The sequence below is a fragment of the Cupriavidus sp. SZY C1 genome (assembly GCF_032190535.1).
Classification (GTDB): Bacteria; Pseudomonadota; Gammaproteobacteria; order Burkholderiales; family Burkholderiaceae; genus Cupriavidus; species Cupriavidus pauculus_C.
Genome location: NZ_JAUANU010000016.1, coordinates 82,333 through 108,439 on the forward strand (window position 1 = coordinate 82,333; position 26,107 = coordinate 108,439).

22 protein-coding genes are annotated in these 26,107 nt (G+C 69.2%); 14 read left to right on the forward strand and 8 right to left on the reverse strand.

Translation table 11 applies throughout. The features are described from left to right. Window positions 1-20 precede the first annotated feature (20 nt). Complete coding sequence (locus QTN24_RS21765) at window positions 21-2,156, forward strand: acetate--CoA ligase family protein (protein WP_313839754.1); 2,136 nt, start codon at window positions 21-23, stop codon at window positions 2,154-2,156. A 45-nt stretch (window positions 2,157-2,201) separates the two neighbouring features. Beyond that, window positions 2,202-3,347: an acyl-CoA dehydrogenase family protein gene (locus tag QTN24_RS21770; RefSeq protein WP_124685685.1), complete on the forward strand. Its 1,146-nt coding sequence runs from the start codon at window positions 2,202-2,204 to the stop codon at window positions 3,345-3,347. A gap of 27 nt (window positions 3,348-3,374) precedes the next feature. Here QTN24_RS21770 and QTN24_RS21775 read toward each other — a convergent pair whose 3' ends face one another. From QTN24_RS21775 to QTN24_RS21790, 4 genes are all read right to left on the reverse strand, one after another. Further along, window positions 3,375-4,100, reverse strand: coding sequence for a LuxR C-terminal-related transcriptional regulator (locus tag QTN24_RS21775; RefSeq protein ID WP_313839757.1), 726 nt, complete (start codon window positions 4,098-4,100; stop codon window positions 3,375-3,377). A 252-nt stretch (window positions 4,101-4,352) separates the two neighbouring features. After that, a complete protein-coding gene (locus tag QTN24_RS21780; protein WP_313839759.1) occupies window positions 4,353-4,577 on the reverse strand; it encodes a hypothetical protein in 225 nt (74 codons plus the stop codon). Between the two features lie 140 nt (window positions 4,578-4,717). Beyond that, window positions 4,718-6,277 carry a methyl-accepting chemotaxis protein gene (locus QTN24_RS21785; protein WP_313839761.1) on the reverse strand — a complete coding sequence of 520 codons (1,560 nt, stop codon included), beginning with the start codon at window positions 6,275-6,277 and terminating at the stop codon, window positions 4,718-4,720. Between the two features lie 165 nt (window positions 6,278-6,442). Continuing rightward, a complete protein-coding gene (locus QTN24_RS21790; protein ID WP_313839763.1) occupies window positions 6,443-7,858 on the reverse strand; it encodes a PLP-dependent aminotransferase family protein in 1,416 nt (471 codons plus the stop codon). A 138-nt stretch (window positions 7,859-7,996) separates the two neighbouring features. Here QTN24_RS21790 and QTN24_RS21795 point away from each other — a divergent pair, with 138 nt between their 5' ends. Further along, window positions 7,997-8,449, forward strand: coding sequence for a carboxymuconolactone decarboxylase family protein (locus QTN24_RS21795; RefSeq protein ID WP_313839765.1), 453 nt, complete (start codon window positions 7,997-7,999; stop codon window positions 8,447-8,449). Between the two features lie 29 nt (window positions 8,450-8,478). On the opposite strand, the gene QTN24_RS21800 is transcribed toward QTN24_RS21795, so the two are convergent. Beyond that, complete coding sequence (locus QTN24_RS21800) at window positions 8,479-9,033, reverse strand: host attachment protein (protein WP_124685679.1); 555 nt, start codon at window positions 9,031-9,033, stop codon at window positions 8,479-8,481. 353 nt (window positions 9,034-9,386) lie between these two features. On the opposite strand from QTN24_RS21800, the gene QTN24_RS21805 reads away from it, so the two are divergent. Continuing rightward, window positions 9,387-11,822, forward strand: a complete 2,436-nt coding sequence (locus QTN24_RS21805; protein WP_313839768.1) for a penicillin acylase family protein — start codon at window positions 9,387-9,389, stop codon at window positions 11,820-11,822. A 169-nt stretch (window positions 11,823-11,991) separates the two neighbouring features. Here QTN24_RS21805 and QTN24_RS21810 read toward each other — a convergent pair whose 3' ends face one another. Together QTN24_RS21810 and QTN24_RS21815 are read right to left on the reverse strand one after the other, a co-directional pair. Continuing rightward, window positions 11,992-15,012 (reverse strand): FAD-linked oxidase C-terminal domain-containing protein, encoded by a 3,021-nt coding sequence (locus QTN24_RS21810; protein WP_313839770.1) that lies wholly within the window; start codon window positions 15,010-15,012, stop codon window positions 11,992-11,994. An 83-nt stretch (window positions 15,013-15,095) separates the two neighbouring features. Further along, complete coding sequence (locus QTN24_RS21815; protein WP_313839772.1) at window positions 15,096-15,791, reverse strand: GntR family transcriptional regulator; 696 nt, start codon at window positions 15,789-15,791, stop codon at window positions 15,096-15,098. 250 nt (window positions 15,792-16,041) lie between these two features. On the opposite strand from QTN24_RS21815, the gene QTN24_RS21820 reads away from it, so the two are divergent. The 4 genes from QTN24_RS21820 (at window position 16,042) to QTN24_RS21835 (ending at window position 20,548) form a co-directional block, all read left to right on the forward strand. Next, complete coding sequence (locus tag QTN24_RS21820; protein WP_313839774.1) at window positions 16,042-17,247, forward strand: aminotransferase class V-fold PLP-dependent enzyme; 1,206 nt, start codon at window positions 16,042-16,044, stop codon at window positions 17,245-17,247. 181 nt (window positions 17,248-17,428) lie between these two features. Further along, a complete protein-coding gene (locus QTN24_RS21825) occupies window positions 17,429-18,430 on the forward strand; it encodes a Bug family tripartite tricarboxylate transporter substrate binding protein (RefSeq protein WP_124685674.1) in 1,002 nt (333 codons plus the stop codon). A 72-nt stretch (window positions 18,431-18,502) separates the two neighbouring features. Then, complete coding sequence (locus QTN24_RS21830; protein WP_124685673.1) at window positions 18,503-19,009, forward strand: tripartite tricarboxylate transporter TctB family protein; 507 nt, start codon at window positions 18,503-18,505, stop codon at window positions 19,007-19,009. A 12-nt stretch (window positions 19,010-19,021) separates the two neighbouring features. Further along, window positions 19,022-20,548 (forward strand): tripartite tricarboxylate transporter permease, encoded by a 1,527-nt coding sequence (locus QTN24_RS21835; RefSeq protein ID WP_124685672.1) that lies wholly within the window; start codon window positions 19,022-19,024, stop codon window positions 20,546-20,548. A 28-nt stretch (window positions 20,549-20,576) separates the two neighbouring features. Here QTN24_RS21835 and trhA read toward each other — a convergent pair whose 3' ends face one another. Next, a complete protein-coding gene (gene trhA / locus QTN24_RS21840; RefSeq protein ID WP_313839777.1) occupies window positions 20,577-21,194 on the reverse strand; it encodes a PAQR family membrane homeostasis protein TrhA in 618 nt (205 codons plus the stop codon). A gap of 388 nt (window positions 21,195-21,582) precedes the next feature. Here trhA and QTN24_RS21845 point away from each other — a divergent pair, with 388 nt between their 5' ends. The 6 genes from QTN24_RS21845 to QTN24_RS21870 all read left to right on the forward strand — a co-directional run bounded on the left by QTN24_RS21845 (window position 21,583) and on the right by QTN24_RS21870 (window position 26,100). After that, the gene (locus tag QTN24_RS21845) at window positions 21,583-21,771 is read left to right on the forward strand and encodes a hypothetical protein (protein WP_313839779.1); all 189 of its coding nucleotides are present in this window, start codon (window positions 21,583-21,585) and stop codon (window positions 21,769-21,771) included. Window positions 21,772-21,820: 49 nt separating this feature from the next. Next, window positions 21,821-24,016: a phosphocholine-specific phospholipase C gene (locus tag QTN24_RS21850; protein ID WP_313839781.1), complete on the forward strand. Its 2,196-nt coding sequence runs from the start codon at window positions 21,821-21,823 to the stop codon at window positions 24,014-24,016. Window positions 24,017-24,153: 137 nt separating this feature from the next. Next, on the forward strand, window positions 24,154-24,552 hold the full coding sequence (locus tag QTN24_RS21855; protein ID WP_313839783.1) for an FKBP-type peptidyl-prolyl cis-trans isomerase: 399 nt from the start codon (window positions 24,154-24,156) through the stop codon (window positions 24,550-24,552). A 21-nt stretch (window positions 24,553-24,573) separates the two neighbouring features. Continuing rightward, window positions 24,574-25,323 carry a sulfite exporter TauE/SafE family protein gene (locus tag QTN24_RS21860; protein WP_313839785.1) on the forward strand — a complete coding sequence of 250 codons (750 nt, stop codon included), beginning with the start codon at window positions 24,574-24,576 and terminating at the stop codon, window positions 25,321-25,323. 152 nt (window positions 25,324-25,475) lie between these two features. Next, window positions 25,476-25,613 (forward strand): hypothetical protein, encoded by a 138-nt coding sequence (locus tag QTN24_RS21865; RefSeq protein ID WP_172966149.1) that lies wholly within the window; start codon window positions 25,476-25,478, stop codon window positions 25,611-25,613. 166 nt (window positions 25,614-25,779) lie between these two features. Next, a complete protein-coding gene (locus QTN24_RS21870; protein WP_124685666.1) occupies window positions 25,780-26,100 on the forward strand; it encodes a hypothetical protein in 321 nt (106 codons plus the stop codon). Window positions 26,101-26,107 lie beyond the last annotated feature (7 nt).

Sequence of the window (26,107 nt, forward strand, 5' to 3'; positions counted from 1 at the left end):
CCGAAGCAGACGGAACAGTCATGACGAGAGTCGACAAGGAAATCGTGGCCGGCGCGCCCGCCGTGGCCGCCACGGGCAAGGACCTGGCGCGCGCGCTGTTCGCGCCGCAGGCCGTGGCGCTGGTGGGGGCATCGGCCGACGAGAAGAAGAACACGGCCCGGCCGTTGCGCTTCATGCGCAAGCACGGCTTCCAGGGCCGCATCCTGCCGGTCAACGCTGGCCGGACCGAGGTGATGGGGCTGGCCGCGTACCCGAGCGTGGCGGCGCTGCCAGAGCCGATCGACCACGCGTTCGTGATGGTGCCCGGCGCCCACGTGGCCGAGGCGCTGGCGCAGAGCGCCGCGCAGGGCGCGCGCGTGGTGACCATCTTCTCCGATGGCTTTGCGGAACTGGGTCAGGCCGGCATGGCGGCGCAGCAGGCGCTGGCCGAGCAGGCGCGCGCGCTGGGCGTGCGCGTGCTGGGGCCGAACAGCATCGGCGTGGTCGACATCCATAGCGGCGCGGTGCTGTCCGTCAACGCGGTGCTGGAGATGGACGCGCTGCATGCCGGCCCCGTCAGCGTGGTGTCGCAGAGCGGGTCGATGCTGGGCGCGCTGCTGTCGCGCGGCGCGGCGCGCGGCATGGGCTTTGCCAAGCTCGTGTCGGTGGGCAACGAATGCGATATCGGCGTGGGCGAGCTGGTGGACCTGCTGGTCGACGACGCCGCCACCGAGGTCATCCTGCTGTTCCTGGAAACGATCCGCGACGCGGCGGCGCTGGGGCCGGCGCTGCGCCGCGCCAGGGCCGCCGGCAAGCCGGTGCTGGTCTACAAGCTCGGGCGTTCCGCGCAGGGCGAGGCGCTGGCCCAGTCGCACACGGGCGCGCTGGCCGGCAACGACGCGGCCGTGGACGCCTTTCTGCGCCGGCATGGCGCGATGCGCGTGGAACTGCTGGAAACACTGTTCGAGGCGGCGCCGCTGGCCAGCCGCTACGCGCGCACGGTGCCCGCGCTGGACCGCGCGCCGCGCGTGGCCGTGGTGACGACGACCGGCGGCGGGGCGGCCACGGTGGTGGACCGCCTGGGCCTGTCCGGCGTGGAAGCCGTGGCGCCGCCCGACGCCTTCATCGCACACATGGCGGCGCGCGGCGTGAAGATCCGGCAGACGCCGATCATCGACCTGACGCTGGCCGCCACCGGCGCACAGTACCGCGACCTCGTGGAGCAGATGCTGCAGGGCGACTGGTGCGATGCCGTGCTGTGCGTGGCCGGGTCGTCGGCGCAGTTTCATCCGCAGCTTGCGGTCAGGCCCATCGTCGAGGCGTCGGCGGTGGGCGGCAAGCCGCTGCTGGCGTTCCTGTCGCCGGAAGCCACGCAGTCGCTGCAGGTGCTGCAGCACGCCGGCGTGCCCGCGTTCCGCACGCCCGAAAGCTGCGCCGATGCGCTGGCCTGCCTGTTCCGCGCGGCCCGGGCGGGTCAGGCGGCACCCCATGCGCCGCTGCCGCCGCTGGCGTGGCCGGCCGGGCTGCCGACGCAGGGCGATCTCAGCGAGATCGAGGCCGGCGCCGTGTTCGCGGCGCTGGGCGTGCCCGTGGCGCCGGCGGCGCTGGTCGATCCGGCGTCGCCGGCCCACGCGGTGCCGTATCCGGTGGTCGCCAAGGTGTGCTCGCGCGACATCCTGCACAAGACCGAGATCGGCGGCGTGCAGGTGGGCGTGCGCGACAACGCCGAACTGGCCGCCACCGTACAGCGGCTGATGGCCAACGCGCGCGCCCACGCGCCGGCTGCCCGCGTCGACGGCATCCTCGTCCAGCGCATGGAGGACCGGCTGCTGGAGCTGATGCTCGGCTATCGGCTGGACCCGCTGGTGGGGCCCATCGTCGTGCTCGGCGCCGGCGGCATCACGGCCGAGCTGCATCGCGACGTCAGCCTGCGGCCGGCGCCCGTGAGCCTGGCCGACGCGCGGCAGATGATCGACGAAGTGCGGTCCACGCGCATCGTGCGCGGCTTCCGTGGCCTGCCGCGCGGCGACGTCGACGCGCTGGCCGATGCCATCGTCCGCTTCTCTCGCCTGGCGGCGCTGGACGGCGCCACCGTGGCCGAGGCCGAGATCAACCCGCTGTTCGTGCGCGCCGATGGCGTGGTCGGCGTCGACTGCGTGCTGCGCTTGGCCGACTGATCGGCGCGCGCAGCCATCCCCATACCCAGCCTCACCGGAGACACCATGCATTTCAAGCTCACCCCCGAACAGCAGGAATTCCAGGACGCCGTGAGCCGCTTTGCCGAGAAGGCACTGCGCCCCGGCGCCCGCGAGCGCGCCCATACCGACGCCTACCCGTGGGACGTGGCGAAGAAGATGGCCGAGCAGGGCCTGCTCGGCATCACGATTGCCGAGGCCGACGGCGGCCAGGGCGGCACGCTGATGGACGCCGTGATCGCCATCCAGGCCGTGGCGGCCCACTGCCCGCGCAGCGCGGACGTGGTGCAGGCCGGCAACTTCGGCGCGATCCGCGTGCTGGCCGAGTACGGATCGCCGGCGCAGAAGGACAAGTGGCTGGCGCCGCTGCTGCGCGGCGAGACGCTGATCTCGGTTGGCATGACCGAGCCCGAGGCCGGATCGGCCGTCACCGAGCTGAAGACCAGCGCCACGCCCGACGGCGAGGGCTTCCGCATCAACGGCACCAAGATCTTCACCACGCATGGGCCCCATGCCGACGTGATCCTGGCGTACGTGCGATTCGGCCCCGGCGTGGGCGGCATCGGCTCGGTGCTGATCGACACGAAGGCGCCGGGCGTGCGCATCGGCCAGAAGTCGCGCTTCATGTCGGGCGAGGAATGGGCGCAGATCTACTTCGAGGACGTCTACGTGGCGCCGCAGGACGTGCTGCTGGGCGAGGGCGGCTTCAAGAAGCAGATTGCCGGCTTCAACGTCGAGCGCATGGGCAACACCGCGCGCTCGCTGGCGCTGGGCCGCTATGCGTACGAGGTGGCGCGCCAGTGGGCGCTGCAGCGCAAGCAGTTCGGGCGCCTGCTGTGCGAATTCCAGGGGCTGCAGTGGAAGTTCGCCGAGATGAAGATGAAGCTCGATGCCGGCCAGCTGCTGCTGTACCGGGCGGCCAGCAATGCCGACAGCGGCCTGCCGTCGGCCGAGGAAACGGCCATCGCCAAGGCGTTCTGCAACCAGGCCGGCTTCGACATCGCCAACGAGGCGCTGCAGGTGATGGGCGGCATGGGCTACAGCCAGGAGGAACTGGTCGAGTACTGCCAGCGGCGCTGCCGGGGCTGGATGATCGCCGGCGGCTCGATCGAGATCCTCAAGAACCGCATTGCCGAGGCGGTCTTCGAGCGGACGTTCTCGCAGCGGCCCTGAGCGCCGGGTGTGCCGGGGGCGCCGGGATCAGGCCGCCTCGGCCGTCACGGCGGCCGACGGCACGCTCAGCATGGCGCCTTTCTCGCGCGCGCGGAACACGGCCTCGGTCTTGCTGCGGGCCGCCAGCCGGCGGTAGATCTGCAGCGTGTGGCTCTTGACCGTTGGCACCGAAATGTCCAGCCGGCGGCTGATCAGCTTGATCGACATGCCCTTGGACAGCAGCACGAGCACGTCGTACTGGCGCTGCGTCAGGTTCAGCAACTGGGCCTCGGCGGCAAACGCGGGCAAGCCCTGGCCGACATTGCGCGCGGGCACCATCGGCAGGACCACGGCAACCCCATCGTCGGCCGGCGCGGCTTCGCGGCCGGGCTCCGTGCCGCCGGTGCGCATGGCGCCGATGATCCGGCGCATGGTCTGCTCGATGTCGTCGGCCGGGGCGTTCTCCGGCAGCCACGACAGCAGCGGCGACACCGTGCGCGGGGGCGTCCACTGGACCGTGCCGCTGGAGCCCAGGTACAGCACGCCCCGGACGGCGTCGGCGGTGCCCAGCAGTTCGAGCGTGGCGGCGTCGTACCCCTGGAACAGGTCGCCGACGATCAGCAACTCGATACCCCGCAGGGAATGGGCGCGCGATGGCGATGGCGACAGCGCAGGCGAGACCACGCTGGCGTCGTGGACGTCCGCGATCCGGTGCAATACCTGCTGGATGCCAAGGCCGATCAGCGGCCTGGACTCTAGAACCGCAGCCTTCATCTGAAGCTCCCCTTGTTTCTGATTTTGTGTTTGAAAAAGGAGCAGCGCAAAAACCGTTCCAGAATGAAAATCGCGCCACAACCCGCATGGCGCCGTGAAAACCTGACCGGCGCCCGTTACGTGTTACGTAACATTGGGCGCCGCACATGCTGCAATATTTACCTTTTTTCCGATTGCCAGATTAAGGTGGGATTAAGTCGAAATGTATGCATGCCCCGCCGTTGGGGGGTATTCGGATAATCGCCGCGGCATTTACTGGCTGGTCGCGTCCGCGTCGCCTTCGCCCGCCAGGCGCTCGTTCGGCGTCTTGCCGGGCGCGGGGTGCTCGGGTTTGAGCACGTGGCCGGAGGTTTCGTCGTCGACGAGTCCATTACCGTCGCCGGACACCTTGATTTCGACTGTCTGGTTTTCGCTCGCCTTGTTCGTGTCGTTTTCGGCGGGGGTGTTTTGCGGGGCATTGTCCCGGGGCGTATTCATCTTGGACTCCTTTGGCTGCTGAATAAGACATGGGTAACCGGATGTGCTTGGCGCAGCAAGGTTCAGACCAAGGTTTGCCGCCGGAACGCAAAAAGGCCCGCATCGCTGCGGGCCTTTGATACCAGCGCGAAGCCGGCGGGTTACAGCGCCCCGGCCAGCCGGAACTGGCCCACGGCGCGGTGCAGCGCGTCGGCCTGGTCCTCCAGCGACGCGGCGGCGGCCGTGGCCTGCTCCACCAGCGCGGCGTTCTGCTGCGCCATCTGGTCCATCTGCGACACCGCCTGGTTGACCTGCTCGATGCCGCCGGTCTGTTCCTCGGTGGCGGCGCGCATCTCGCCCATCAGGTCGGTCACGCGCTTGACGGCCTCGACGATCTCTTCCATCGCCTTGCCGGCGCCTTCCACCAGCGTCGCGCCGTCTTCCACGCGCTGGGCCGAGTTGTCGATCAGCGACTTGATTTCCTTGGCCGCCGTGGCGCTGCGCTGGGCCAGGCTGCGCACTTCCCCGGCCACCACCGCGAAGCCGCGGCCCTGCTCGCCGGCCCGGGCCGCTTCCACGGCCGCGTTCAGGGCCAGGATGTTGGTCTGGAAGGCGATACCCTCGATCACGGCGATGATGTCCACCACCTTGCCCGAGGCGTCCTTGATCTCGCCCATCGTCGCCACGACCTTGTGCACGATCTCGCCACCGCGCACGGCGATATCCGACGCGCCCTCGGCCAGGTGCGCCGCCTGGCGCGCGTTATCGGCGCTCTGGCGTACGGTGCTGGTCAGTTCCTCCATGCTCGCGGCGGTCTGTTCCAGCGACGCCGCCTGTTCCTCGCTGCGGCGCGACAGGTCGACGTTGCCGGCCGAGATCTGGCGCGCCGCCCCGGCGATGGCGTCGGCGGAGCCGCGGATCTGGCCGATGGCGCCGGTCAGCCGCGCCTGCATCTGCTGCATGTTGTACAGCACGCTGTCGCGGTCGTGCGGCGCGGTCTCGACCTGCGTGGCGAGGTCGCCCTCGGCGATGCGCGCGGCAATGTGCGACGTCAGCGCCGGTTCGCCGCCAAGCTGCTTCTGCAGGCTCATCGACACCCGCACCATCACCACGCTCATCAGCGCGCCCACGGCCACCAGCCAGCCCAGCGCCTTCCAGAGCGCGGCGCGGAATTCGGCGTGGATGTCGTCGAGGTACAGGCCGGCGATGAAGTCCCAGTCCCACGGCTTGAAGTTCAGCGTGTAGCTGAGCTTGGGCTGCGGCGCCTCGGCGCCCGGCTTGGGCCACAGGTATTCGATGAAGCCCTTGCCGGTGGTCTTGCCGATCTGCGCGATGTCGCGGAACAGGTAGACGCCGTTCGGGTCCTTCATGTCGCCCATGAACTTGCCATTGAGTTCGGACTTGATCGGATGCATCAGCACGACCATGTCGGAGCGCATGATCGTGAAGTAGCCGTCGGCGCCAAAGCGGATGGCCCGCACGCGGTCGATGGCCTGCTTCTGCGCGTCCTCGCTGCTCAGCTTGCCGGCGCGCGCCAGCGCCTCGTATTCAGCAACCACTGAATTGGCCACGTCGGTCACCTGCTCCAGCGCCACCTTGCGGTCCTCCAGGCGCTGCTCGCGCATCTGCCAGACGTTCCACAGCGTGATGGCCAGCAGGCAGGCCCAGCTCAGCACCAGGGGCAGCATGAGCTTCTTTCTCAGACTCAGGTTTTGCAGCATCCAACTCCTCCGTTTCGCTTCGTTGATCGGCGGGACGTTTGGTCGCACGTCCTCTATGAGCGGCGCTAACGGCCGTCCGGAGCGGAAACTTGACTGAGGATTGATACCAATAGCGTGGGTAGTGGCGTGGGCGCCGCTTTCTGGCCGCCCCATGCCACGCATGGCTCACGCGAACTTGCGGATCAGCTGCTGCAGCCGGTCGCAGGCGTTCGGCACCTGCCGCTCGATGGCCGTGGCCACGCCCAGCAGCAGCCCGGCGCGGGCCGTGCCGGGGTCGCAGTAGAAGCCGGACAGCGGCGCCGGCGCCAGCCCGTAGGCATAGGCTTCGCGGGCGATGCGGCGGTCGTCGGCGCCATCGGGCAACTGGACGACGACAGCCAGCCCGGCCGGGTAGGCGTGGAACTGGCGCGCCTGCAGCGCGGCCAGCAGCGTCTGGCTGCGCTGGGCGTAGATCCGCTTCATCCGGCGCAGGTGGCGCATGTAGTGGCCGTCGCGCATGAATTCGGCGGTGGCCAGTTGCACGGCCGGGCCCGGCGCCGATCCCAGGCAGGCCACGGCCTCCTCGAAGCGGCCGACCAGCGCGGGCGGCGCGACCACAAAGCCAAGCCGCAGCGTGGGGCTGATGGTCTTGCTGAACGAGCCGATGTGGATCACGCGGCCGGCGCGGTCCAGCGACGCCAGCGCCGGTGCCGCCCGGCGCCGCAGCTGCAACTCGCCCAGGTAGTCGTCCTCGATGACCCACGCGCCGGCCCGGCCCGCCCAGTCCAGCAACTGCATGCGCCGTGCGAGCGACAGCGTCGGCCCCAGCGGCGCGTGCTGGCCCGGCGTCACCAGCGCCACGGCGGCGTCGGGCGCCAGCCGCTCGCCGTGCGCCACGTCCAGCCCGTCCTCGTCCACCGGCACCGCAACCGTCCGGAACTGGGCGATCGACAGCGCGGTACGGCTGGGCAGGAAGCCGGGATTCTCGACCCAGGCCGCGCGGCCCGGCGCCGGGATCACGCGCAGCGCCACGCCCAGCGCGCCCGTGAAGCCGGCGGCGATGAAGACCTGCGACGGCTGGCAGTCGATGCCGCGCGACAGCGCCACGTGGGCCGCAATCTCGCGCCGCAGCGCGTGCTCGCCGCGCGGATCGGGGTAGGACGCGGGCACCTCCACCTCGTCACGCACGGCCCGCGCGCGCAGCCGCGCGACCAGCGACACCGGAAAGCAGTCGGACGCCGGCACGCCCATCTGGAACACTGCCGGCCCTGGCAGAAAGTGCTGGTACAGCGCGGACTGCAGGTCGGCGTCGATGGACCGCGCCGCGCCGGTGGGGCCGGGCAACGCGGCCGGCTGGTCCGCCACCCGCGTGCCGGCGGCGCGCGATGCGACCAGCAACTGCGCATCGACCAGCCGCTCGTAGGCGGCCTTGACCGTGCCGCGCGCCACGCCAAGCTGGGTGGCAAGGTCCATCCACGATGGCAGCCGCGCGCCGGGCGCCAGCACGCCGCTCTCGATGGCGGCGGCGACACCGGCGCGGATCTGCTCCGCAAGTGACGTGCGGGACGTGCGGTCAAGCTGCAGGTGGAGTGGGGGCGGCATGGTCGGGGGCGGGGTGGTGCGGGATCGGCCTGGTACAGCCGGTTGCGCGCATCTTGGTGCTTTTCGGTGTACCAGCCTGCGGCCATGATTCTACCCATCGGCCGGGCGCTCGACCCGGCCTGCCACGACAGACAGGAGTTGGCAATGCGACTGGACTACACCAAGGCGGCGCCGGGCGGCGTGAAGGCATTCGGCGGCGTCTACGGCTACATCATGCAATCGGGGCTCGAAGACGTGCTGGTCGAGATGGTCTACCTGCGCGTAAGCCAGATCAACGGCTGCGCGTACTGCCTGGACATGCACACGCGCGACCTCGTCAGGAAGGGCGTGTCGCCGCAGAAGCTGGCGCTGGTGCAGGTCTGGCACGAGGCGGGCAGCCTGTTCAGCGCGCGCGAGCAGGCGGCGCTGCGCTGGGCGGAATCGGTCACGCGCGTGGCCGAGACCCACGTGCCGCAGCCGGATTTCGACGCCGCCGCGGCCGTGTTTGCCGAGAAGGAACTGGCCGACCTGACGATGGCGATCGGCCTGATGAACGCGTTCAACCGGCTGGCCATCAGCTTCCGGCGCGGCCCGGAGCCGGCCGAAGGCTGAGTGCCCCGGCTGCCGGTGACGATGGCGGCCTAGCGCATCGGCAGGCTGTCGATGGCGTTGCCGCCGCCCTGGCCGGTGGGCACGCGCGCGTCGCGGCGGGCCGGCACGATGCCATCGTCGGCCAGCCGCTGCTGCAGGGTGCGGTTGTCGAGCTGGCAGTAGTCCTTGCCGATCTCGCGCGTGATGGCGTCGCTGACCGACGCCGGCAGCGCCTGCCGCAGCAGCCCCAGAAAGCGCGGCGGCGCGATCACGACCAGTTCGTCGAACCGTTGCCGGTTGCGCGCGTCCTCCAGCAGCTTCGCCACGCGGCGCGAGAACAGCTGCGCCTCCTGATGCAGGGCGTCCTCGCCGGCCGACGACACCACCGTGGCTGTGCGGCCCGCGTGCGCGCCGGGGTGGCCGGCATCGCCCTGCACCGGGGCCTGCCCACGGCGGCCGTAGGCGTCGCGGCGCAGGTCGGCATTGTCGGCATGGGCGCCGGCGTCCGTGACCTTCTCGACTTCTTCCAGGCGGGCGTTGTCGCCCTGCGGTGCCAGCACGCGGGCGACACCTTCGTCCGCCACCAGTATCCAGACTGTTTTCATGGGAAGTCTCCGATTGGGGCCTGCAAATCAGGCCCGTGGAGAGAGAGGCTTGCAAACACCACGCCACGCCCGCCGGAGTGCCCGCGCGGCGGGTGGCGGCGGCGCCGATTGCAGCTTCGACGGGCAGCGTCGCAAGATTTGCAGCCCAGGCGTCATCAACCGTAATCAGAACGCCCGGCCATCCGTGCCCGGATTGGTTGCCGCACCAGATGAGAATCATTATCAGCCTCGGCTTGCGGCGCCGGACGTGGCCGCCGCACCGCATGGACGATGCGGCGGGGTTGCGGCGGCGCATGATCGCCGTGGCCGTCACATTCCGCTATCCTCGCAGCAGTTTCCGCCGAGGAGTCGCGATGTCCCGTCTGATCCGTCCATGGCGCGGCGCTGTTGCCGTCGCCGCCTGGCTGTCCGCCGCCAGCCTGCCCGCCGGGGCCGCCGGCCCCGACAAGTTCGCCGTGCCGGGCCTGGAAAAACCGGCCACGGTGCTCGTGGACCGCTGGGGCGTGCCGCACATCTATGCCAATACGCTTTACGACGCGTTCTACGTGCAGGGCTTCATGGCCGCGCGCGACCGGCTCTGGCAGATCGACCTGTGGCGCAAGCGCGGGCTGGGCGAGATGGCCAGGGACTTCGGCCCGGCCTACGTCGACGGCGACCGCATGGCGCGCGCGGTGCTGTTCCGCGGCGACATGTACCGCGAATGGCTGGCCTACGGGTCCGATGCCAAGCGCGTGGCCGAGGCATTCGTGGCCGGCGTGAACGCCTACGTGGCGCAGGTGGAGGCCCGGCCGGAACTGCTGCCGCCCGAGTTCAAGATCCTCAACTACAAGCCGTCGCGCTGGCGCGCCGAGGACGTGGTGCGCATCCGCCACCACGGCCTGACGCTGAACTTCACCGGCGAGATCGACCGCGCGCAGGTGTTCTGCCACGCCAGGCCGAACGCGGTGCGCGCCGACTGGGTGCGCCGCGAACTCGATCCGCCGGTGGAGCCCAGGCTGCCGGACGGGCTGGACCCGTGCGGGCTGCCCGGCGCCGAACTGCGCAAGGCGTACGACCTGGCCACGGCGCCGCCGCGCTTTCCGAAGGACTGGTGGCAGGGCGCCGCCAAGGCCGCCAGCCTGCCGGTGGACCAGCTCTACGCAACGGTGGACGCCAACAGCGACACGGGCCGCAGCCTGGGCTCGAACAACTGGGTCATCGCCGGCAGCCGCACCACCACGGGCCGGCCAATCCTGGCCAATGATCCGCACCGCGCGCATGGCGCGCCGAGCCTGCGCTACATCAGCCACCTGAACGCGCCGGGGCTGTCGGTGATCGGCGCGGGCGAGCCGTTCCTGCCCGGCATCTCGATCGGCCACAACGGCACCATCGCGTTCGGCCTGACCCGGTTCTACATGGACCAGGAGGACCTCTACGTCTACGAGACCAATCCCGCGCAGCCGCACGAGTACCGCTACAAGGGCCGCTGGGAGCCGATGGAAACGGTCACCGAGCAGATCGCCGTGCGCGGCGAGCCCACGCCCCGCAAGGTGACGATCGACTACACGCGGCACGGGCCGGTGCTGTACGCCGACACCAAGGCCGGCCGCGCCTACGCGCTGCGCGCCGCGTGGCTGGACTACGGCATGGCGCCGTACTTCGGGTCGATGGACTACATGCGCGCCCAGAACTGGGACCAGTTCCGCGCGGCGATGAACCGCTGGGGCGCGCCGGGCGAGAACCAGGTGTACGCGGACCGCACCGGCAACATCGGCTGGATTCCGGGCGGCCTCACCGTGAACCGCCCGAACTGGGACGGCCTGATGCCGGTGCCCGGCGATGGCCGCTACGAGTGGGCCGGGTATCGCAACATGGACGAGCTGCCGTGGGCGTTCAACCCGTCGCCGGGCTTCGTCGTGACGGCCAACGAGAACAACATCCCGCCCGAGCATCCGGCCGCGAAGATCGGCGTGGGGTACGAATGGAGCGACAGCTCGCGCGCACGCCGGCTCAAGGCGCTGGTGGCGGCGAATCCGCGCAGTTCGCTGGAGGATTCGATGGCGTGGCAGAACGACACCGTGTCGCTGCCCGCGCAGCGCGTGGTGGCGCTGGTCAAGCCGCTGAACAGCAGCGACCCGCAGGTGCAGCGCGGGCTGGACCTGCTGCGCAACTGGGACGGCAACGCCCGCGCCACCAGCGCGCCGGCCGCGCTGTTCGAGGTCTGGTTCAGCAAGTACCTGCGTCCGGCGGTGGTGCGGGCCGCGCTGCCGGCGGACGCGTCGCGCCTGGTCGGCGCCGGCGACGCCAGCCGCGTGATCGCGGTGCTGGAGCGTCCCGACACGTGGATGGCGATGGACAAGCGCAACGACATCCTGTTCGGCACGCTGAAGTCGGCCATGGTCGAGGTCGAGAAAAAGCTCGGCACCGACCCGAAGGCGTGGCAATGGGGCAAGCTGCACACGGCCGTGTTCAACCACCCGCTGGACCCGATTCTCGACGCCACGCAGCGCCAGCAGTTCGACGTCAACGCGGGCCCGATCGGTGGGTCGTCGTTCACGCCGATGAACACGAGCTACCGCAACAGCGACTTCCAGCTGACCGCCGGCGCGTCGTTCCGCATGGTGCTCGACGTCGGCAACTGGGACGCCTCGCGCGCGGTCAACACGCCGGGACAGTCGGGCAACCCGGCCAGCCCCCACTACCGCGACCTGGCGCCGCTGTGGGCCAAGGGCGAGTATTTCCCGCTGGTCTACACGCGCAAGGCGGTGGAAAAGGAAAGCAGGGAACGGGTGGAACTGGTGCCGCAGTAGGGGGGGTGTGCTCCCCTCTCCCGCCTGCGGGAGAGGGGCGGGGGAGAGGGCCAGTGGTGCAAATTGCGACGGTCGGCAAGCAGAACCTCGTCGCCCTCTCCCCCAACCCCTCTCCCGCGAGCGGGAGAGGGGAGCAAAAACAAACCAGACCAACCAGACCAGACCATACCTACAACGCCATCTCCAGCACCCGGGCTACGTGGATGGCCTGGCGGCCGGTGCCGTCGTGGATCTGGTGGCGGCAGCTCGTGCCGTCGGCGACGACCAGCGTGTCGGCGTCGGCCTTGCGTACGGCGGGCAGCAGCGACAGCTCGCCCATCTTCATCGAGACCGCGTGGTGCTCGGCCTCGTAGCCGAAGCTGCCGGCCATGCCGCAGCATGACGATTCGATCACCGACGTCTTCAGCCCGGGAATCCAGCCCAGCACCTGTTCCACCGGCCGTACCGCGTCGAATGCCTTCTGGTGGCAGTGGCCGTGCAGCAGCGCCTGGGCGTGGCCGACTGGCTTCAGCGCCGGGGCAAAGCGGCCGGCGGCGTGCTCGCGGACCAGGAATTCCTCGAACAGGAACGCGTGGTCGGCCAGCCGTCGCGCGGCGTCGCCGTAGCCGTACTGCAGGAATTCGTCGCGCATCGACAGCAGGCACGACGGCTCCAGCCCCACCACCGCCACGCCCCGTTCGACGTACGGCAGCAGCGCGTCGAGCGCGCGCCGGGCCTCCGCGCGGGCCTCGTCGACCAGCCCGGCAGCCAGGAACGTGCGGCCGCAGCAGAGCGGGCGCTCGCCGGGCACGCCGGACAGGTGGACGGTGTAGCCGGCCGCCTGCAGCACGCGCTGCGCCGCGCGGGCGTTTTCGGGCTCCATGTGGTTGTTGAAGGTATCGACGAACAGCAGCACTTCCTTGTCCGCCGTGGGCTGGGCGACATAGTCGTCGCGCACGAAGGCCGGCTGCCAGCGCGGCAGCGAGCGCCGCGCGGACAGGCCCAGCAGCCGCTCGCCAAGCTGCGGCAGCCCCGGCACGCGGTCGCGCAGGTTGAACAGCCAGGGCAGCTTGCTGGCGATGCCGGCGTAGCGGGGCAGGAAGGCCACCAGGCGGTCGCGTGCGCGCAGGCGGCCGGCGCGCGCGTTGGCGGCGCGCACCTCGATCTTCATCTTGGCCATGTCGATGCCGGTCGGGCAGTCGCGCTTGCAGCCCTTGCACGACACGCACAGGTCCATCGTCTCCTTGACGGCCGGGTCGAGCAGCCCGTCGGGGCCAAGCTGGCCGGACAGCGCCAGCCGCAGCGTGTTGGCGCGGCCGCGCGTCAGGTGCTGCTCGTCGCGCGTGACGCGGTAGCTGGGGCACATCGTGCCAGCGTCGAACTTGCGGCAGTGGCCGTTGTTGTTGCACATCTCCACGGCGGCGGCCAGGCCGCGCGCGGGGTCCAGGCCCGTGCCCGGCGCGCTCTCGGCCTCGGTGACGGGGTCGCGCGTGACGTTCCAGGCCGACCAGTCCAGCGCCGGCGTCAGCGGCGTGACGGTGTAGCCGGGCGGAAAGCGGAACAGCGCGGTGTCGTCCATCTTCGGCGTGCGCACGATCTTGCCCGGGTTGCAGCGATTGTCCGGATCGAACAGCGCCTTGACCTCCTCGAACGCGCGCGCCAGCGACGGCCCGAACTGCCAGGCCACCCATTCGCCGCGGCACAGGCCGTCGCCGTGCTCGCCCGAGTAGGCGCCCTTGTACTCGCGCACCATCGCGGCGGCTTCCTCGGCGATGGCGCGCATCTTGGCCGCGCCGTCGCGGCGCATGTCCAGGATCGGCCGCACGTGCAGCGTGCCCACGCTGGCGTGGGCGTACCAGGTGCCGCGCGTGCCGTGCTTGTGGAAGACCTCGGTCAGGCGCGACGTGTACTCGGCCAGGTGTTCCAGCGGCACCGCGCAGTCCTCGATGAACGACACCGGCTTGCCGTCGCCCTTCATGCTCATCATGATGTTCAGCCCGGCCTTGCGGACTTCCCACAGTGCCTTCTGCGGGCCGGCGTCGGGCATCTCGACCACCGATCCGGGCAGGCCCAGGTCGGCCATCAGCTCCACCAGCTGGCGCAGGCCGCGCAGCGTGGCGTCGCGGTCCTCGCCGGCGAACTCGACCAGCAGGATGGCCTCGGGCTCGCCGATCAGCGCGCGCTCGATCACGGGCCGGAACGCGGGGTTGCCGCGCGCCAGGTCGATCATCGTGCGGTCCACCAGCTCCACGGCGGCCGGCTTGAGCGCGACGATATGGCGCGTCAGGTCCATCGACTGGTAGAAGGTCGGGAAGTTGACCACGCCGAGCGTCTTGTGCGTGGGCAGCGGCGCCAGCTGCAGCGTGATCTGCCGGAAGTAGGCCAGCGTGCCTTCGGAGCCCACCAGCAGGTGCGCCAGGTTGACGCTGCCGTCGGCCGTGTAGGGCCGCTCGTTGCGCGGCGCGAAGATGTCGAGGTTGTAGCCGCCCACGCGGCGCAGCACCCGGGGGTACATCTGCGCGATGGCATCGGCTTCGCGCGCGGCAATGCGGCGCACGCCGTCGGCGATGGCGCGGTGCGGGGCGTCGTCCGCCGGCCACCGCGCGTCGAAGCGCACGTCGTCGCCATTGGCCAGGATGGCCTGTACCCCCAGCACGTTGTGCACCATGTTGCCGTACTGGATGGAGCGCGAGCCGCACGAGTTGTTGCCGGTCATGCCGCCGATCGTGCATTGCGCGGCCGTGGACACGTCCACGGGAAACCACAGGCCGTGCGGCTTGAGCCAGGCGTTCAGGTGGTCCAGCACGATGCCGGGCTGCACGGTCACCGTGCGCGCCACGGGATCGAAATCGACCACCTGGTTCAGGTACTTGCTGTTGTCGATGACCAGCGCCTCGCCCACGGTCTGGCCGCACTGGCTGGTGCCGCCGCCGCGCGGCAGCAGCGGCGCCTTGAGGTCGCGGGCGATGTCCAGCGCCAGCCGGGCGTCGGCTTCGTCGCGCGGCACCACCACGCCCAGCGGCATGACCTGGTAGATCGACGCGTCGGTGGCATAGCGGCCGCGGCTGGCGGTGTCGAACAGCACGTCGCCGCGCAGTTCGGCGGCCAGGCGCCGGTACAGCGGCGATTGCAGGGCAGGGGCGGAAGCCGCGCCGGGCATGAAGCGCAGCGGCTGCACGCCGGGCGGCGTGGGAGTGACGGGCAAGGCCATGGGCGGGGATGTCTCCGGGTTGCGGGCGCCTTGCCGGACCCCGCCACCTGTGCCCGATGCGCGCCGCGCGGCGCGCCGGCGGCTCAGGCGGCGACGTCCTGGGCGCGTTCTAGTTCGGCGATCAGCGCGTCGTGCTTGTGCTTCAGGTGCGCGCGCAGGATGTCTCGCAGCGCCGCGCCGTCGCGTCTGGCCAGGGCATCGAGCATGGCGCCGTGCTCGCGCACGGCCATGTCCCATTTGTCGTGGTCGAAGTTCGAGCGGAAGCGCAGCGCCTGGATACGCAGGTTGATGCGGCGATAAGTCTCCTCAAGGATCGGATTGCGAGCGGCGGCGTTGATGGCGTCGTGGATGCGCCGGTTCAGCGCGTAGTAGTTGGGCAGGTCGCGCCGCGCATGGCAGGCCAGCATCTCGAAGTGCAGCGCGCGGATTTCGTTGAGCTCGGCCTCGGTGATGCGCTCGCAGGCCAGTTCGCCGGACATGGCCTCCAGCGCGCCCATCATCTCGAACAGGTGGTCGATGGTTTCCTTCGACAGCACCACGACCTCGGCGCCGCGGTTGGGCAGCAACGTTACCAGGCCGTCGGCGGCCAGCACCTTGAACGCCTCGCGCAGCGGCGTACGCGACACCTGGAGCAGATCGCACAGCACGCGCTCGTTCAGGCGGGTGCCGGGCGCCAGATCGCCTTCCATGATCATCGTGCGCAGGCGCTGGGCCACCGCCACATGCAGGATCTGGCGGTCGACGGCTGGCGCGGAGAGGAGGGTCGGAATTGTGCTCATCAGGGATCGTGTGGCTTGACAGTATTGTATTCAAAACCTACTCTGGGGCAAGCACGAATCAGGTTCCGGTAGCGTTTTCCCTTACCGGCACCCGGCGGCGAGCGGCAGGTATTCCTTATAAGCGTTGATTTATAAGGGTTTGTAGCGGAGAGGCAGGTGCTTGCGCCCGCCAACATTATCCCGCATGCCGACGCGGTCGTGCATCTCGGTTTTTTGAATACAAAATTCAAACGTGAGGACGCGAGGCGACATGATCCGACTGAATTCCCATCCGAGTGGCCGGCACTTCCTGCAGATTCCGGGCCCCACCAACGTGCCCGACCGCGTGCTGCGCGCGATGGACTACCCGACCATCGACCATCGCGGCCCCGAGTTCCAGCAACTGGGCAAGAAGGTGCTGGCCGATATCCGCAAGGTGTTCCAGACCACGCAGCCGGTGGTGATCTACCCGGCGTCGGGCACCGGCGCGTGGGAGGCGGCGCTGGTCAACACGCTGTCGCCCGGCGACAAGGTGCTGATGTACGAGACCGGCCACTTCGCCTCGCTCTGGAAGAAGATGGCCGACAAGCTGGGCCTGAAGCCCGAGTTCATCGTTGGCGACTGGCGCCATGGCGTGGATGCCGCCGCCATTGGCGCGCGGCTGGCCGAGGACCGCGGCCACGAGATCAAGGCGGTCTGCGTGGTGCACAACGAGACGTCGACCGGCGTCACGTCCGACATCGCGGCCGTGCGGCGCGCCATCGACGGCGCCAGCCATCCGGCGCTGCTGCTGGTCGACACCATCTCGTCGCTCGGCTCGGTCGACTACCGGCATGACGAGTGGGGCGTGGACGTGACGGTGTCGGGCTCGCAGAAGGGGCTGATGCTGCCGCCGGGCATCTCGTTCAACGCGGTCAGCCAGAAGGCCGTGGCGGCGTCTGCCCACGCAAAGCTGCCCAAGGCGTTCTGGGGCTGGGACGAGATCCTGGAATCGAACAAGAACGGCTTCTGGCCGTACACGCCGGCCACGAACCTGCTCTACGGGCTGGCCGAGGCGTGCGACATGCTGTTCGAGGAAGGGCTGCCCAACGTCTTTGCGCGCCACCAGCGCCACGCCGCCGCCACGCGCGCCTGCGTGACCGCCTGGGGGCTGGAGATCCTGTGCCAGAACCCGGCCGAGTACAGCCCGGCGCTGACCGCCGTGGTCATGCCCGATGGCCACAACGCCGACGCGTTCCGCAAGGTGACGCTCGAACATTTCAACATGTCGCTGGGACAGGGGCTGTCCAAGCTGTCCGGCAAGGTCTTCCGCATCGGCCACCTTGGCGATTTCAACGACCTGACGCTGATGGGCACGCTTGCCGGCGTGGAGATGGGGCTGGCGCTGGCCGGCGTGCCGCACCAGACCGGCGGCGTGCTGGCCGCGATGGCCAGCCTGCGCGAGGCGGCGTCGAAGCCGGCGCTGCGCGCGGCGTAGCACGCCATGGCGTGACACAGGCGCCCCGCTTTCCCAGGACAACAGGACGGGAGCGGGGCGCAGATCAGCAGGGATCGGCACAGGCTCGATCCGGTTTTTCCAGGAGTCCGCAGCACCCGCAGTCATCACCGCAAACCGAGGCCGCCCGCCAGAGGCGCCCCGCTACCCTAGGAGACAGATCATGACGTTGCGTTATGCCGCACGCGCGCTCGCGTGTGCTTCGCTGTTCGGCGCTGGTTGGGCCACCCCGGCCCTGGCCTGGGAGCCGACCAAGCCCGTGGAAGTGGTGGTGCCGTTCAGTGCCGGCGGCGCGTCGGACCAGATGGCGCGCTCGATCCAGGGCATCATCGCCAAGCACAAGCTGATGAACCAGCCGATGATCGTCGTGAACAAGGCGGGGGCCAGCGGCGCGGAAGGGCTGATGGACACCAAGGCGTCGAAGGGCGACGCGCACAAGCTGCTGGTCACGTCGTCGGCGCTCTACACGGTGCCGATGATCAGCCAGTTGCCGTTCAACTGGCGCGACCTGACGCCGGTGGCGATGGTCGCCATGGACGAGTTCGTGCTCTGGACCAACGCGCAGGACCCGTACAAGACGCCGTCGGACTACCTGGCCGAGGTCAAGAAGAGCCCGGGCAAGTTCAAGATGGGCGGCACCAGCTCCAAGCGCGAGGACCAGATCATCACCGCGCAGACCGAGCGCAAGGCCGGCGTGCGGTTCATCTACATCCCGTACAAGGGCGGCGGCGAGGCCGCCACGCAGCTATCGGGCAAGCACATCGACTCCAACGTCAACAACCCGTCCGAATCGGTGGGCCAGTGGCGCGCCGGCGAGCACCGCGCGCTGTGCGTGTTCGCGCCGGACCGCATGCAGTACACGTCGAAGATCACCGGCACGCAGAGCTGGCACGACATTCCCACCTGCAAGGAGCAGGGGCTGGACGTGCAGTACCAGATGCTGCGCGTGTTCATGCTGCCCGGGGGTGTCAAACCGGACCAGCAGAAGTACTACGTCGACCTGATGCAGAAGGTGGTGGCCACGCCCGAGTGGAAGGAATACCTGGAAAAGAACGCGCTCAAGAACGACTTTGTCACGGGCCAGAAGCTGACCGAGTTCCTGACGACCGACGAGACGCGCCACAAGGACATCATCAAGGAAGCGGGCTTCGTGGCGGCCAAGTAGGGCAGGGTGGTCTCCCCCTGGCCCGCCGCGCGGGCGGGGGGAGCCTGACACAAGAGCGGGGAGACGGATTCCATGCACGACGAAACACATGAGGACGCCGCGCCGGCGGCGATATCGGTGCGCGCGGCGGAGATCGCCATGGCGGTGCTGATCGCGGCCGGCGCGGTGGTGGTGATGGTCACCAACTACGGGATCGGCGCGGGCTGGGCGCCCGACGGGCCGCAGGCCGGCTATTTTCCGCTGCGCATCGGCGCGCTGATCTTCATCGCCTGCCTGGCCGTGCTGTGGACGGCGCTGCGCACGCCGAACGATGCCGTCTTCGTGACGTGGCCGCAGTTGCGGCAGGTGGCGGTCATCCTGGTGCCGCTGACCGTGTACGTGGCGCTGATCGGGTTCCTGGGCATCTACGTGGCATCGGCCATCTTCATCGCCGGCTTCATGCTGGCCATCGGCAAGTTCGCGTGGTGGCGTGCCGTGCTGACCGGCGTGGTCATCAACGCGGCGCTGTTCTGGATCTTCGAGATGCAGTTCCGCGTGCCGCTGCCCAAGGGCCCGCTCGAAGCGGCCTTCGGCTTCTGAAGGGGAACGCGCATGGAAGAACTCAATGCATTGATGGGCGGCTTTGCCGTGGCCATGTCATGGCACAACGTCGGCCTGATGCTGGTGGGCATCCTGCTCGGCATCGTGGTGGGCGTGCTGCCGGGGCTGGGCGGCCCCAACGGTGTGGCGATCCTGCTGCCGCTGACGTTCTCGATGGAGCCCACGTCGGCCATCATCATGCTGTCTTGCATCTACTGGGGCGCGCTGTTCGGCGGGGCCATCACGTCGATCCTGTTCAACATCCCCGGCGAGGCGTGGTCGGTGGCCACGACGTTCGACGGCTACCCGATGGCCCAGCAGGGCGAGGCCGGCCGGGCGCTGACGTCGGCGTTCACGGGGTCGTTCCTGGGCGCGCTGGCCGGCGTGCTGCTGATCACGTTCCTGGCGCCGATGGTGGCAAAGTTCGCGCTGCGGTTCGGGCCGCCGGAATTCTTCGCGGTCTACTTCCTCACGTTCTGCAGCTTCATCGGCATGGGCAAGGAGGCCAAGGCCAAGATCGTCATCGCGATGTGCATCGGCTTTGCGCTGGCGGCGGTGGGCATGGACACGGTGTCCGGCACGCTGCGCATGACCTTCGGCTCCACCGAGCTGCTGCGCGGCTTTGACTTCCTGGTGGTGGTGATCGGCCTGTTCGGCATCAGCGAGATCCTGATGACGATGGAAGAGGGCGTGGCGTTCCGCGGCAAGAAGGCCAGCATCGACCTCAAGGTGGTGCTCAGGACGTGGGCCGAACTGCCGCGCTACTGGATGACGCTGATCCGCTCGTCGGTCATCGGCTGCTGGCTTGGCGTGACGCCGGGCGGCGCCACGGCGGCGTCGTTCATGGGCTACGGCGTGGCCAAGCGCTTCTCGCGCAAGCGCGACACGTTCGGCAAGGGCAACGTCGAGGGCGTGATCGCACCGGAATGCGCCGCGCATGCGGCCGGCACCAGCGCGCTGCTGCCGATGCTGGCGCTGGGCATCCCCGGGTCGGCCACGGCGGCGGTGCTGCTGGGCGGGCTGATGATCTGGGGCCTGCAGCCTGGGCCGCTGCTGTTTGCCGAGCAGAAGACGTTCGTCTGGGGGCTGATCGCCAGCATGTACCTGGGCAACCTGGCGGGGCTGATCGTGGTGCTGTCCACGGTGCCGCTGTTTGCCGCCATCCTGCGCATTCCGTTCGCGATCATCGCGCCGCTGATCCTGGTGGTCTGCGCCATCGGCGCGTTCACGGTGCACAACGCCATGTTCGACGTCTGGCTGATGCTGATCTTCGGCGTCATCGGCTACGTGCTCAAGAAGCTCGACTACCCGCTGGCGCCGCTGGTGCTGGCGCTGGTGCTGGGCGACCGGGCCGAGGACGCGTTCCGGCAGACCATGCTGATGTCGCAGGGCGAGATGAACGTGTTCTGGTCGAACGGCCTGGTCGGCACGATCATGGCGCTGGCCGTGGTGATCCTGGTGTGGCCGGTGGTCGGCGGGGTGCTGGAAAAGTCCCGCCGCCGCAAGATGGTGTCGGCGCCGGGCGGCGCCGCGGAGTAGCCCCGGCCCAGGGCGGGCCGCGACGCATTCAGTTGACGTAGAACAGGATGCTGATGAACTGGCAGAAGCTGCCCGCCAGCACGAACAGGTGCCAGATGCCGTGGAAGTGCCGCACCTTCTCGTCGAACAGGAAGAAGCCGATGCCGGCGGTGTAGATGGCGCCGCCGGCCACCAGCCAGTACAGGCCGGCCGGGGGCAGCACCGCCGTGAGCGGCTGGAACGCGATCAACACCAGCCAGCCCATGATCACGTAGATCGACAGCGACAGCACGCGGGTGCGGTGGCCGATCCATAGCTCCTGGACGATGCCGATGGCGGCCAGCGCCCAGTTGATGCCGAAGAGCGTCCAGCCCCACGGGCCGCGCAGCGTGACCAGCGCGAACGGCGTGTAGCTGCCGGCGATCAGCAGGTAGATCGCGCAGTAGTCGAGCCGCCGGAACACGTCCTTGGCCGGCCCGCGCACGCTGTGATAGACCGTGGAAATCGTGTAGAGCAGGACCAGCGTGGTGCCGTAGACCACCGAGCTGACCACCTTCCAGACGTCGTGGTAAAGCGCCGACGTCGTCACCAGTACGGCCATCCCTGCCGCGGACAACACCGCGCCCACCAGGTGGCTGTAGCCATTGAACCGTTCCCCGCGATACATCCCGAAAGCTCCGTGTGCGTAGTTGGCAAGCGGCCATTGTGGCATGGATCGGCGCCATACCCCGACGAAGCGGACAGAAGCCGCGCAATTAGCCCCGCCAACATGACGTCCGTGTGTCCGGCTGTCGTTTTCCGTTCATTCGCAAACGGTTGACTTTCAAACGGCCGATCGTATCGTTATGGTCACATGGTTGACATATCAAGCGTCCAGACTTCCACGTCTCGCCCGCCGATACCCCTCCACCGGGGGGTAATCGTTGTCAGACAAGACATTGGAGGACAAAGGCGGCCGGGATGTGCACGGGCGGCAAGGTGCTTCGACGCCCGGACCAGTGACGCGAACCAACCTGACCTCGACCATGATCCTCACGAAACCTGTTCATTCGCGCATGCACAGGCCGCTGCTTGGCGCCGGCGTGCTGTGCCTGGCGCTGCTGCTGGGCGGCTGCGGCGGCGATGACAACAACAACAGCGGCGGCCAGCCCACGCCGCCGCCGGCCACGGGTGGCGGCAACGACGGCGGCGGCACCAAGCCGCCCGCCGCCTGCACCACGGCGCATTGCGCGCCGGCACCGTGACGCAGGCGCCGCGCCTGCACCGATCCCACCCAACCGACACGCTCCCCGCATGACATTCAACCCCTCCAAGCGCAAGTTCCTGCGCAACACGCTCGGCACCGCGGCCGCCGCCGCCACGCTGGCATCGTTCCCGCCCAGCATCCGCCGGGCGCTGGCCATTGAGGCGAACAACGCCACCGGCACCATCCAGGACGTCAAGCACGTGGTGCTGCTGATGCTGGAAAACCGCTCGTTCGACAACTACTTCGGCACGTTCAAGGGCGTGCGCGGCTATGGCGACCGCTTTGCGATTCCGCTGGCCAACGGCCAGAACGCGTTCTTCCAGACCGACGCCACCAACAACACGATCACCCCGTACCGGCTGGACGGCTCGTTGGGCAACGCGCAGCGCGCCGGCAGCACGCCGCATACGTGGCCCGACGCCCAGGCCGCGTGGGACCACGGCCGCATGAACCGCTGGCCCGTGGCCAAGAACCGGCTGTCGATGTCGTACTACGACACGGCCGAGATTCCGTTCCAGCGCGCGCTGGCCGATGCGTTCACGCTGTGCGACGCCTACCACTGCTCGATGCACACGGGCACCATCCCGAACCGGCTGTTCTACTGGACCGGCACCAACGGCCCCAGCGGCGCCAACGTGGCGGCCATGGTCAACGAGTTCAATGGCGGCAACGACGTGGGGCCGTCCACGCAGGGCTGGACGTGGAAGACCTACGCGGACCGCCTGGTCGACGCCGGCGTGAGCTGGAAGGTCTACCAGAGCCTGGCCGACAACTACGGCTGCAACGAGATGATGAGCTTCCGCCACTGGCGCGCGGCCATCGAGTCGATGCCGGTGGCGCGCCGGCCCGTGGCGCTGCCGGGCACGTCGCCCGCCTACGACCCGGCCATCGACGACGCGCTGAGCCCGCTGGCCAGGGGCTTTGGCAACACGATGCCCGACGGGCTGCTGCAGTCGTTCCGCGACGACGTGCAGAACGGCACGCTGCCCGAGATTTCGTGGATCATCCCGCCGTCGCTCTACAGCGAGCATCCGGGGCCGTCCAGCCCGGCGCAGGGCGGCTGGTACGTGCAGCAGGTGCTGGACGCGCTGACGGCCAACCCCGAGGTCTTCAGCAAGACCGTGCTGCTGATCAACTACGACGAGAACGACGGCTTCTTCGACCACGTGCCGCCGCCGTCGGCCCCGTCGCGCAATGCCGATGCCTCGCTGGCCGGCGGCAGCACGCTCAGTGACGCCGACATGGCGTTCGAGTACCACAACTACACGCCGGCCACGGCCGCCCAGTCGGCCATCGACGGCAAGCCCTACGGCCCGGGCCCGCGCGTGCCGATGTGGGTAGTGTCGCCGTGGAGCCGCGGCGGCTACGTCAATTCGCAGGTGTTCGACCACACGTCGACGCTGCTCTTCCTGGAAAAGCGCTTTGGCGTGAAGGAGCCGCAGATCGGCGCCTATCGCCGGGCGGTCTGCGGCGACCTGACGTCGGCGTTCAACTTCGTCAACCCGAACAAGGACCCGCTGCCGACGCTGGCCGGCCGCAGCACCAAGGTGACGGTGGACAACCTTGCGCTGACGCAGAAGGCGATGGCCGCCATTCCGGTGCCCACCACGCCGGTGCTGCCGGCGCAGGCCACGGGCACGCGGCCGTCGCGCGCGCTGCCGTACGAGCTGCACACCACGTCGCGTGTCGATGGCACGGCCCGGACCGTGTCGCTGACCTTCGCCAACAACGGCACGGCCGGCGCGGTCTTCCACGTCTACGACCGGCTGCACCTGGACGCCATCCCGCGCCGCTATGTCGTGGAGGCCGGCAAGAGCCTGGACGGCGTGTGGAACGTGGCGGCCGACAACGGCAAGTACGACCTCTGGGTGCTGGGCCCGAACGGCTACCACCGCGCGTTCATCGGCGATGCCAGCGAGCAGGCCGGCGCGGCTGGCGCCGAGATCCAGGTCTGCTACGAACTGTGCGAGCCGCCGGTGCTGCAGGTGAAGCTGTACAACCGGAGCGACAAGGCGTGCACGTTCGGCGTGGCGGCCAAGGCGTACCGCACGGACGGCCCGTGGGGCCAGAAGGTGGAAGCCGGCAAGGTCGGCGAGCTGACGTGGCCGCTGGCCGACAGCGGCAACTGGTACGACTTCGAGGTGAGCTGCGACATCGCGCCGTCGTTCCGCCGCCGCGTGGCGGGCCGCATCGAGACCGGCAAGGATTCGGTCAGCGACCCGGCGATGGGCGTGGTGGCCTGAGGCGTGCCGTGGCGGTGCCGCGCCCTCCCGCGCGGCACCCCGGGGCCGGCCGGCATGGCGTGTACACTTGCCGGCTGGCACCGGGCCGCGCCGCGGCGTCGGGCGCCATCCTCCAGAACCCGACTCGACAGGATTCCATGAAGACCATTCCGATGTTCCTTGCTGCCGTCGCGCTGACCGCCTCGGGTGTGGCCGCCGCCGCCGAAACGCTGCCTTCGGGCGTGGTGATCGAAACCGTGACCAAGGGCACGGGCGCCTCGCCCAAGGCCAGCGACACCGTGAAGGTGCACTATCGCGGCACGCTGACCGACGGCAAGGAGTTCGACAGCTCGTACAAGCGCGGCCAGCCGATCTCGTTCCCGCTGAACCGCGTGATCCCGTGCTGGACCGAGGGCGTGCAGAAGATGCAGGTGGGCGGCAAGGTCAAGCTGACCTGCCCGGCGTCGACGGCCTATGGCGCGCGCGGCGTGCCGGGCACGATCCCGCCCAACGCGACGCTGAACTTCGAGGTGGAGCTGCTGGGCATCGGCGGCTGATTCCCGCACCGGGGCAGCGCCGTGGATTCCGTCATCGTGATCGTCGCGCTGGGCGCGGCGGTTGCGGGCTTCGTGCAGGGGCTGTCCGGCTTTGCGTTCGGCATGGTCGCCATGTCGTTCTGGGCGTGGGGCGTGGACCCGCGCATGGCCGCGGCGATGTCGGTGTTCGGCGCGCTGACCGGGCAACTGCTGGCCGCCGTGACCGTGCGGCGCCAGTTTCATCTGGCGGCCGTGCTGCCGTTCCTGCTGGGCGGCCTGGTCGGCATTCCCATCGGCGTGAGCCTGCTGCCCAGGCTGGACGTCAACCTGTTCAAGCTCTGCCTGGGCACCATCCTGATCGTGTTCTGCCCGATCATGCTGGTGGCGGCGCGGATGCCGAAGATCCATCACGGCGGCCGCGTGGCCGACGCGGTGGCCGGCGGCATCGGCGGCATCATGGGCGGCATCGGCGGCTTCACCGGTGTGGTGCCGACGCTCTGGTGCACGCTGCGCGGGTACGACAAGGACAAGCAGCGCGTCATCATCCAGAACTTCAACCTCGGCGCGCTGATCGTGACAATGGGCGTCTACATCGGCACCGGCATCATCACGCGCGAGATGCTGCCGATGTTCGCCATCGTGGCGCCCGCGATGCTGGTGCCGACACTGATCGGCACGCGGGTCTACCTCGGCATCAGCGATATCACCTTCCGGCGCATTGTGCTGACGCTGCTGACCGGCTCGGGCGTGGCGATGCTGGTGTCGGCCGTGCCGCGCGTGCTGGCATCCTGAGTGGCGAATACGTAACGTCTGGCGACGCGACACGGGTCCCCCGGCATCAGGGTTTATACTGACGCCCGCGCCGGCCCCGCAGGGCCCGGCTTTTCGCCTATCTTTGAGTCAGGACCGGCTCTCCGCGCCGTCCGCAGGCTCCCCGCCGCATCATGAACAAGCGTTTCTACCTCTTCTGCGCCACCACGTGGACCGCCGCCGCCATCCTGATTTTGGGCAACGGCGCCATGTCCACGGACGTCCTCAGCGGCGTGGTGGCCCTGGCCGGCTTCGACCTGCTGCGCCCCTGACCCCCTCTGCCTTGCGTGCCGCCCGGCACGATTTCGGCTTCGCACAGCTGGCTGCGCCGCCACGCGCGATCAGAGATGGCGGTTTCACTATCTGACGGCTACGCTTACGGATGGCCGTGCGGTTTCCGCACGATGTGTATCCACCCACCATTTGCAGGAGATGTCGATGAAAGCGTCCACGATGGCACTGGCGGTAGCGGCAATGGCGGTACTGGCTCCGGGACTGGCAACCGCCGCCGGCCCGGCCAACCCTGCCGACCGGTACGACTACAACATGCGCGCCACCAACAAGGACGGCTATGTGCCGGACCCGGCGCGCGTGACCAACAAGGACGGCTACGTGCCCGACACCGCCCGCGCCGGCGACAAGTTCGACCCGTACACCCAGGGCGCGAACCAGGGCACCGCGTCGGCGCTGACCGACAGCAAGGCGACAAAGAAGAAGTCGTCGACCAAGGCACACAAGAAGGCGCCGGCTGCGCAGTAAGCGCTTT

What these genes read in the sequence shown, in the direction of transcription:
- QTN24_RS21870 (WP_124685666.1), top strand. Translation starts at nt 25,780, where the DNA reads ATGAAAGCGTCCACGATGGCACTGGCGGTAGCGGCAATGGCGGTACTG.
- QTN24_RS21825 (WP_124685674.1), top strand. Translation starts at nt 17,429, where the DNA reads ATGACGTTGCGTTATGCCGCACGCGCGCTCGCGTGTGCTTCGCTGTTC.
- QTN24_RS21770 (WP_124685685.1), top strand. Translation starts at nt 2,202, where the DNA reads ATGCATTTCAAGCTCACCCCCGAACAGCAGGAATTCCAGGACGCCGTG.
- trhA (WP_313839777.1), bottom strand. Translation starts at nt 21,194, where the DNA reads ATGTATCGCGGGGAACGGTTCAATGGCTACAGCCACCTGGTGGGCGCG.
- QTN24_RS21765 (WP_313839754.1), top strand. Translation starts at nt 21, where the DNA reads ATGACGAGAGTCGACAAGGAAATCGTGGCCGGCGCGCCCGCCGTGGCC.
- QTN24_RS21830 (WP_124685673.1), top strand. Translation starts at nt 18,503, where the DNA reads ATGCACGACGAAACACATGAGGACGCCGCGCCGGCGGCGATATCGGTG.
- QTN24_RS21865 (WP_172966149.1), top strand. Translation starts at nt 25,476, where the DNA reads ATGAACAAGCGTTTCTACCTCTTCTGCGCCACCACGTGGACCGCCGCC.
- QTN24_RS21855 (WP_313839783.1), top strand. Translation starts at nt 24,154, where the DNA reads ATGAAGACCATTCCGATGTTCCTTGCTGCCGTCGCGCTGACCGCCTCG.
- QTN24_RS21775 (WP_313839757.1), bottom strand. Translation starts at nt 4,100, where the DNA reads ATGAAGGCTGCGGTTCTAGAGTCCAGGCCGCTGATCGGCCTTGGCATC.
- QTN24_RS21805 (WP_313839768.1), top strand. Translation starts at nt 9,387, where the DNA reads ATGTCCCGTCTGATCCGTCCATGGCGCGGCGCTGTTGCCGTCGCCGCC.
- QTN24_RS21790 (WP_313839763.1), bottom strand. Translation starts at nt 7,858, where the DNA reads ATGCCGCCCCCACTCCACCTGCAGCTTGACCGCACGTCCCGCACGTCA.
- QTN24_RS21815 (WP_313839772.1), bottom strand. Translation starts at nt 15,791, where the DNA reads ATGAGCACAATTCCGACCCTCCTCTCCGCGCCAGCCGTCGACCGCCAG.
- QTN24_RS21820 (WP_313839774.1), top strand. Translation starts at nt 16,042, where the DNA reads ATGATCCGACTGAATTCCCATCCGAGTGGCCGGCACTTCCTGCAGATT.
- QTN24_RS21785 (WP_313839761.1), bottom strand. Translation starts at nt 6,277, where the DNA reads ATGCTGCAAAACCTGAGTCTGAGAAAGAAGCTCATGCTGCCCCTGGTG.
- QTN24_RS21845 (WP_313839779.1), top strand. Translation starts at nt 21,583, where the DNA reads ATGCACAGGCCGCTGCTTGGCGCCGGCGTGCTGTGCCTGGCGCTGCTG.
- QTN24_RS21800 (WP_124685679.1), bottom strand. Translation starts at nt 9,033, where the DNA reads ATGAAAACAGTCTGGATACTGGTGGCGGACGAAGGTGTCGCCCGCGTG.
- QTN24_RS21850 (WP_313839781.1), top strand. Translation starts at nt 21,821, where the DNA reads ATGACATTCAACCCCTCCAAGCGCAAGTTCCTGCGCAACACGCTCGGC.
- QTN24_RS21810 (WP_313839770.1), bottom strand. Translation starts at nt 15,012, where the DNA reads ATGGCCTTGCCCGTCACTCCCACGCCGCCCGGCGTGCAGCCGCTGCGC.
- QTN24_RS21835 (WP_124685672.1), top strand. Translation starts at nt 19,022, where the DNA reads ATGGAAGAACTCAATGCATTGATGGGCGGCTTTGCCGTGGCCATGTCA.
- QTN24_RS21780 (WP_313839759.1), bottom strand. Translation starts at nt 4,577, where the DNA reads ATGAATACGCCCCGGGACAATGCCCCGCAAAACACCCCCGCCGAAAAC.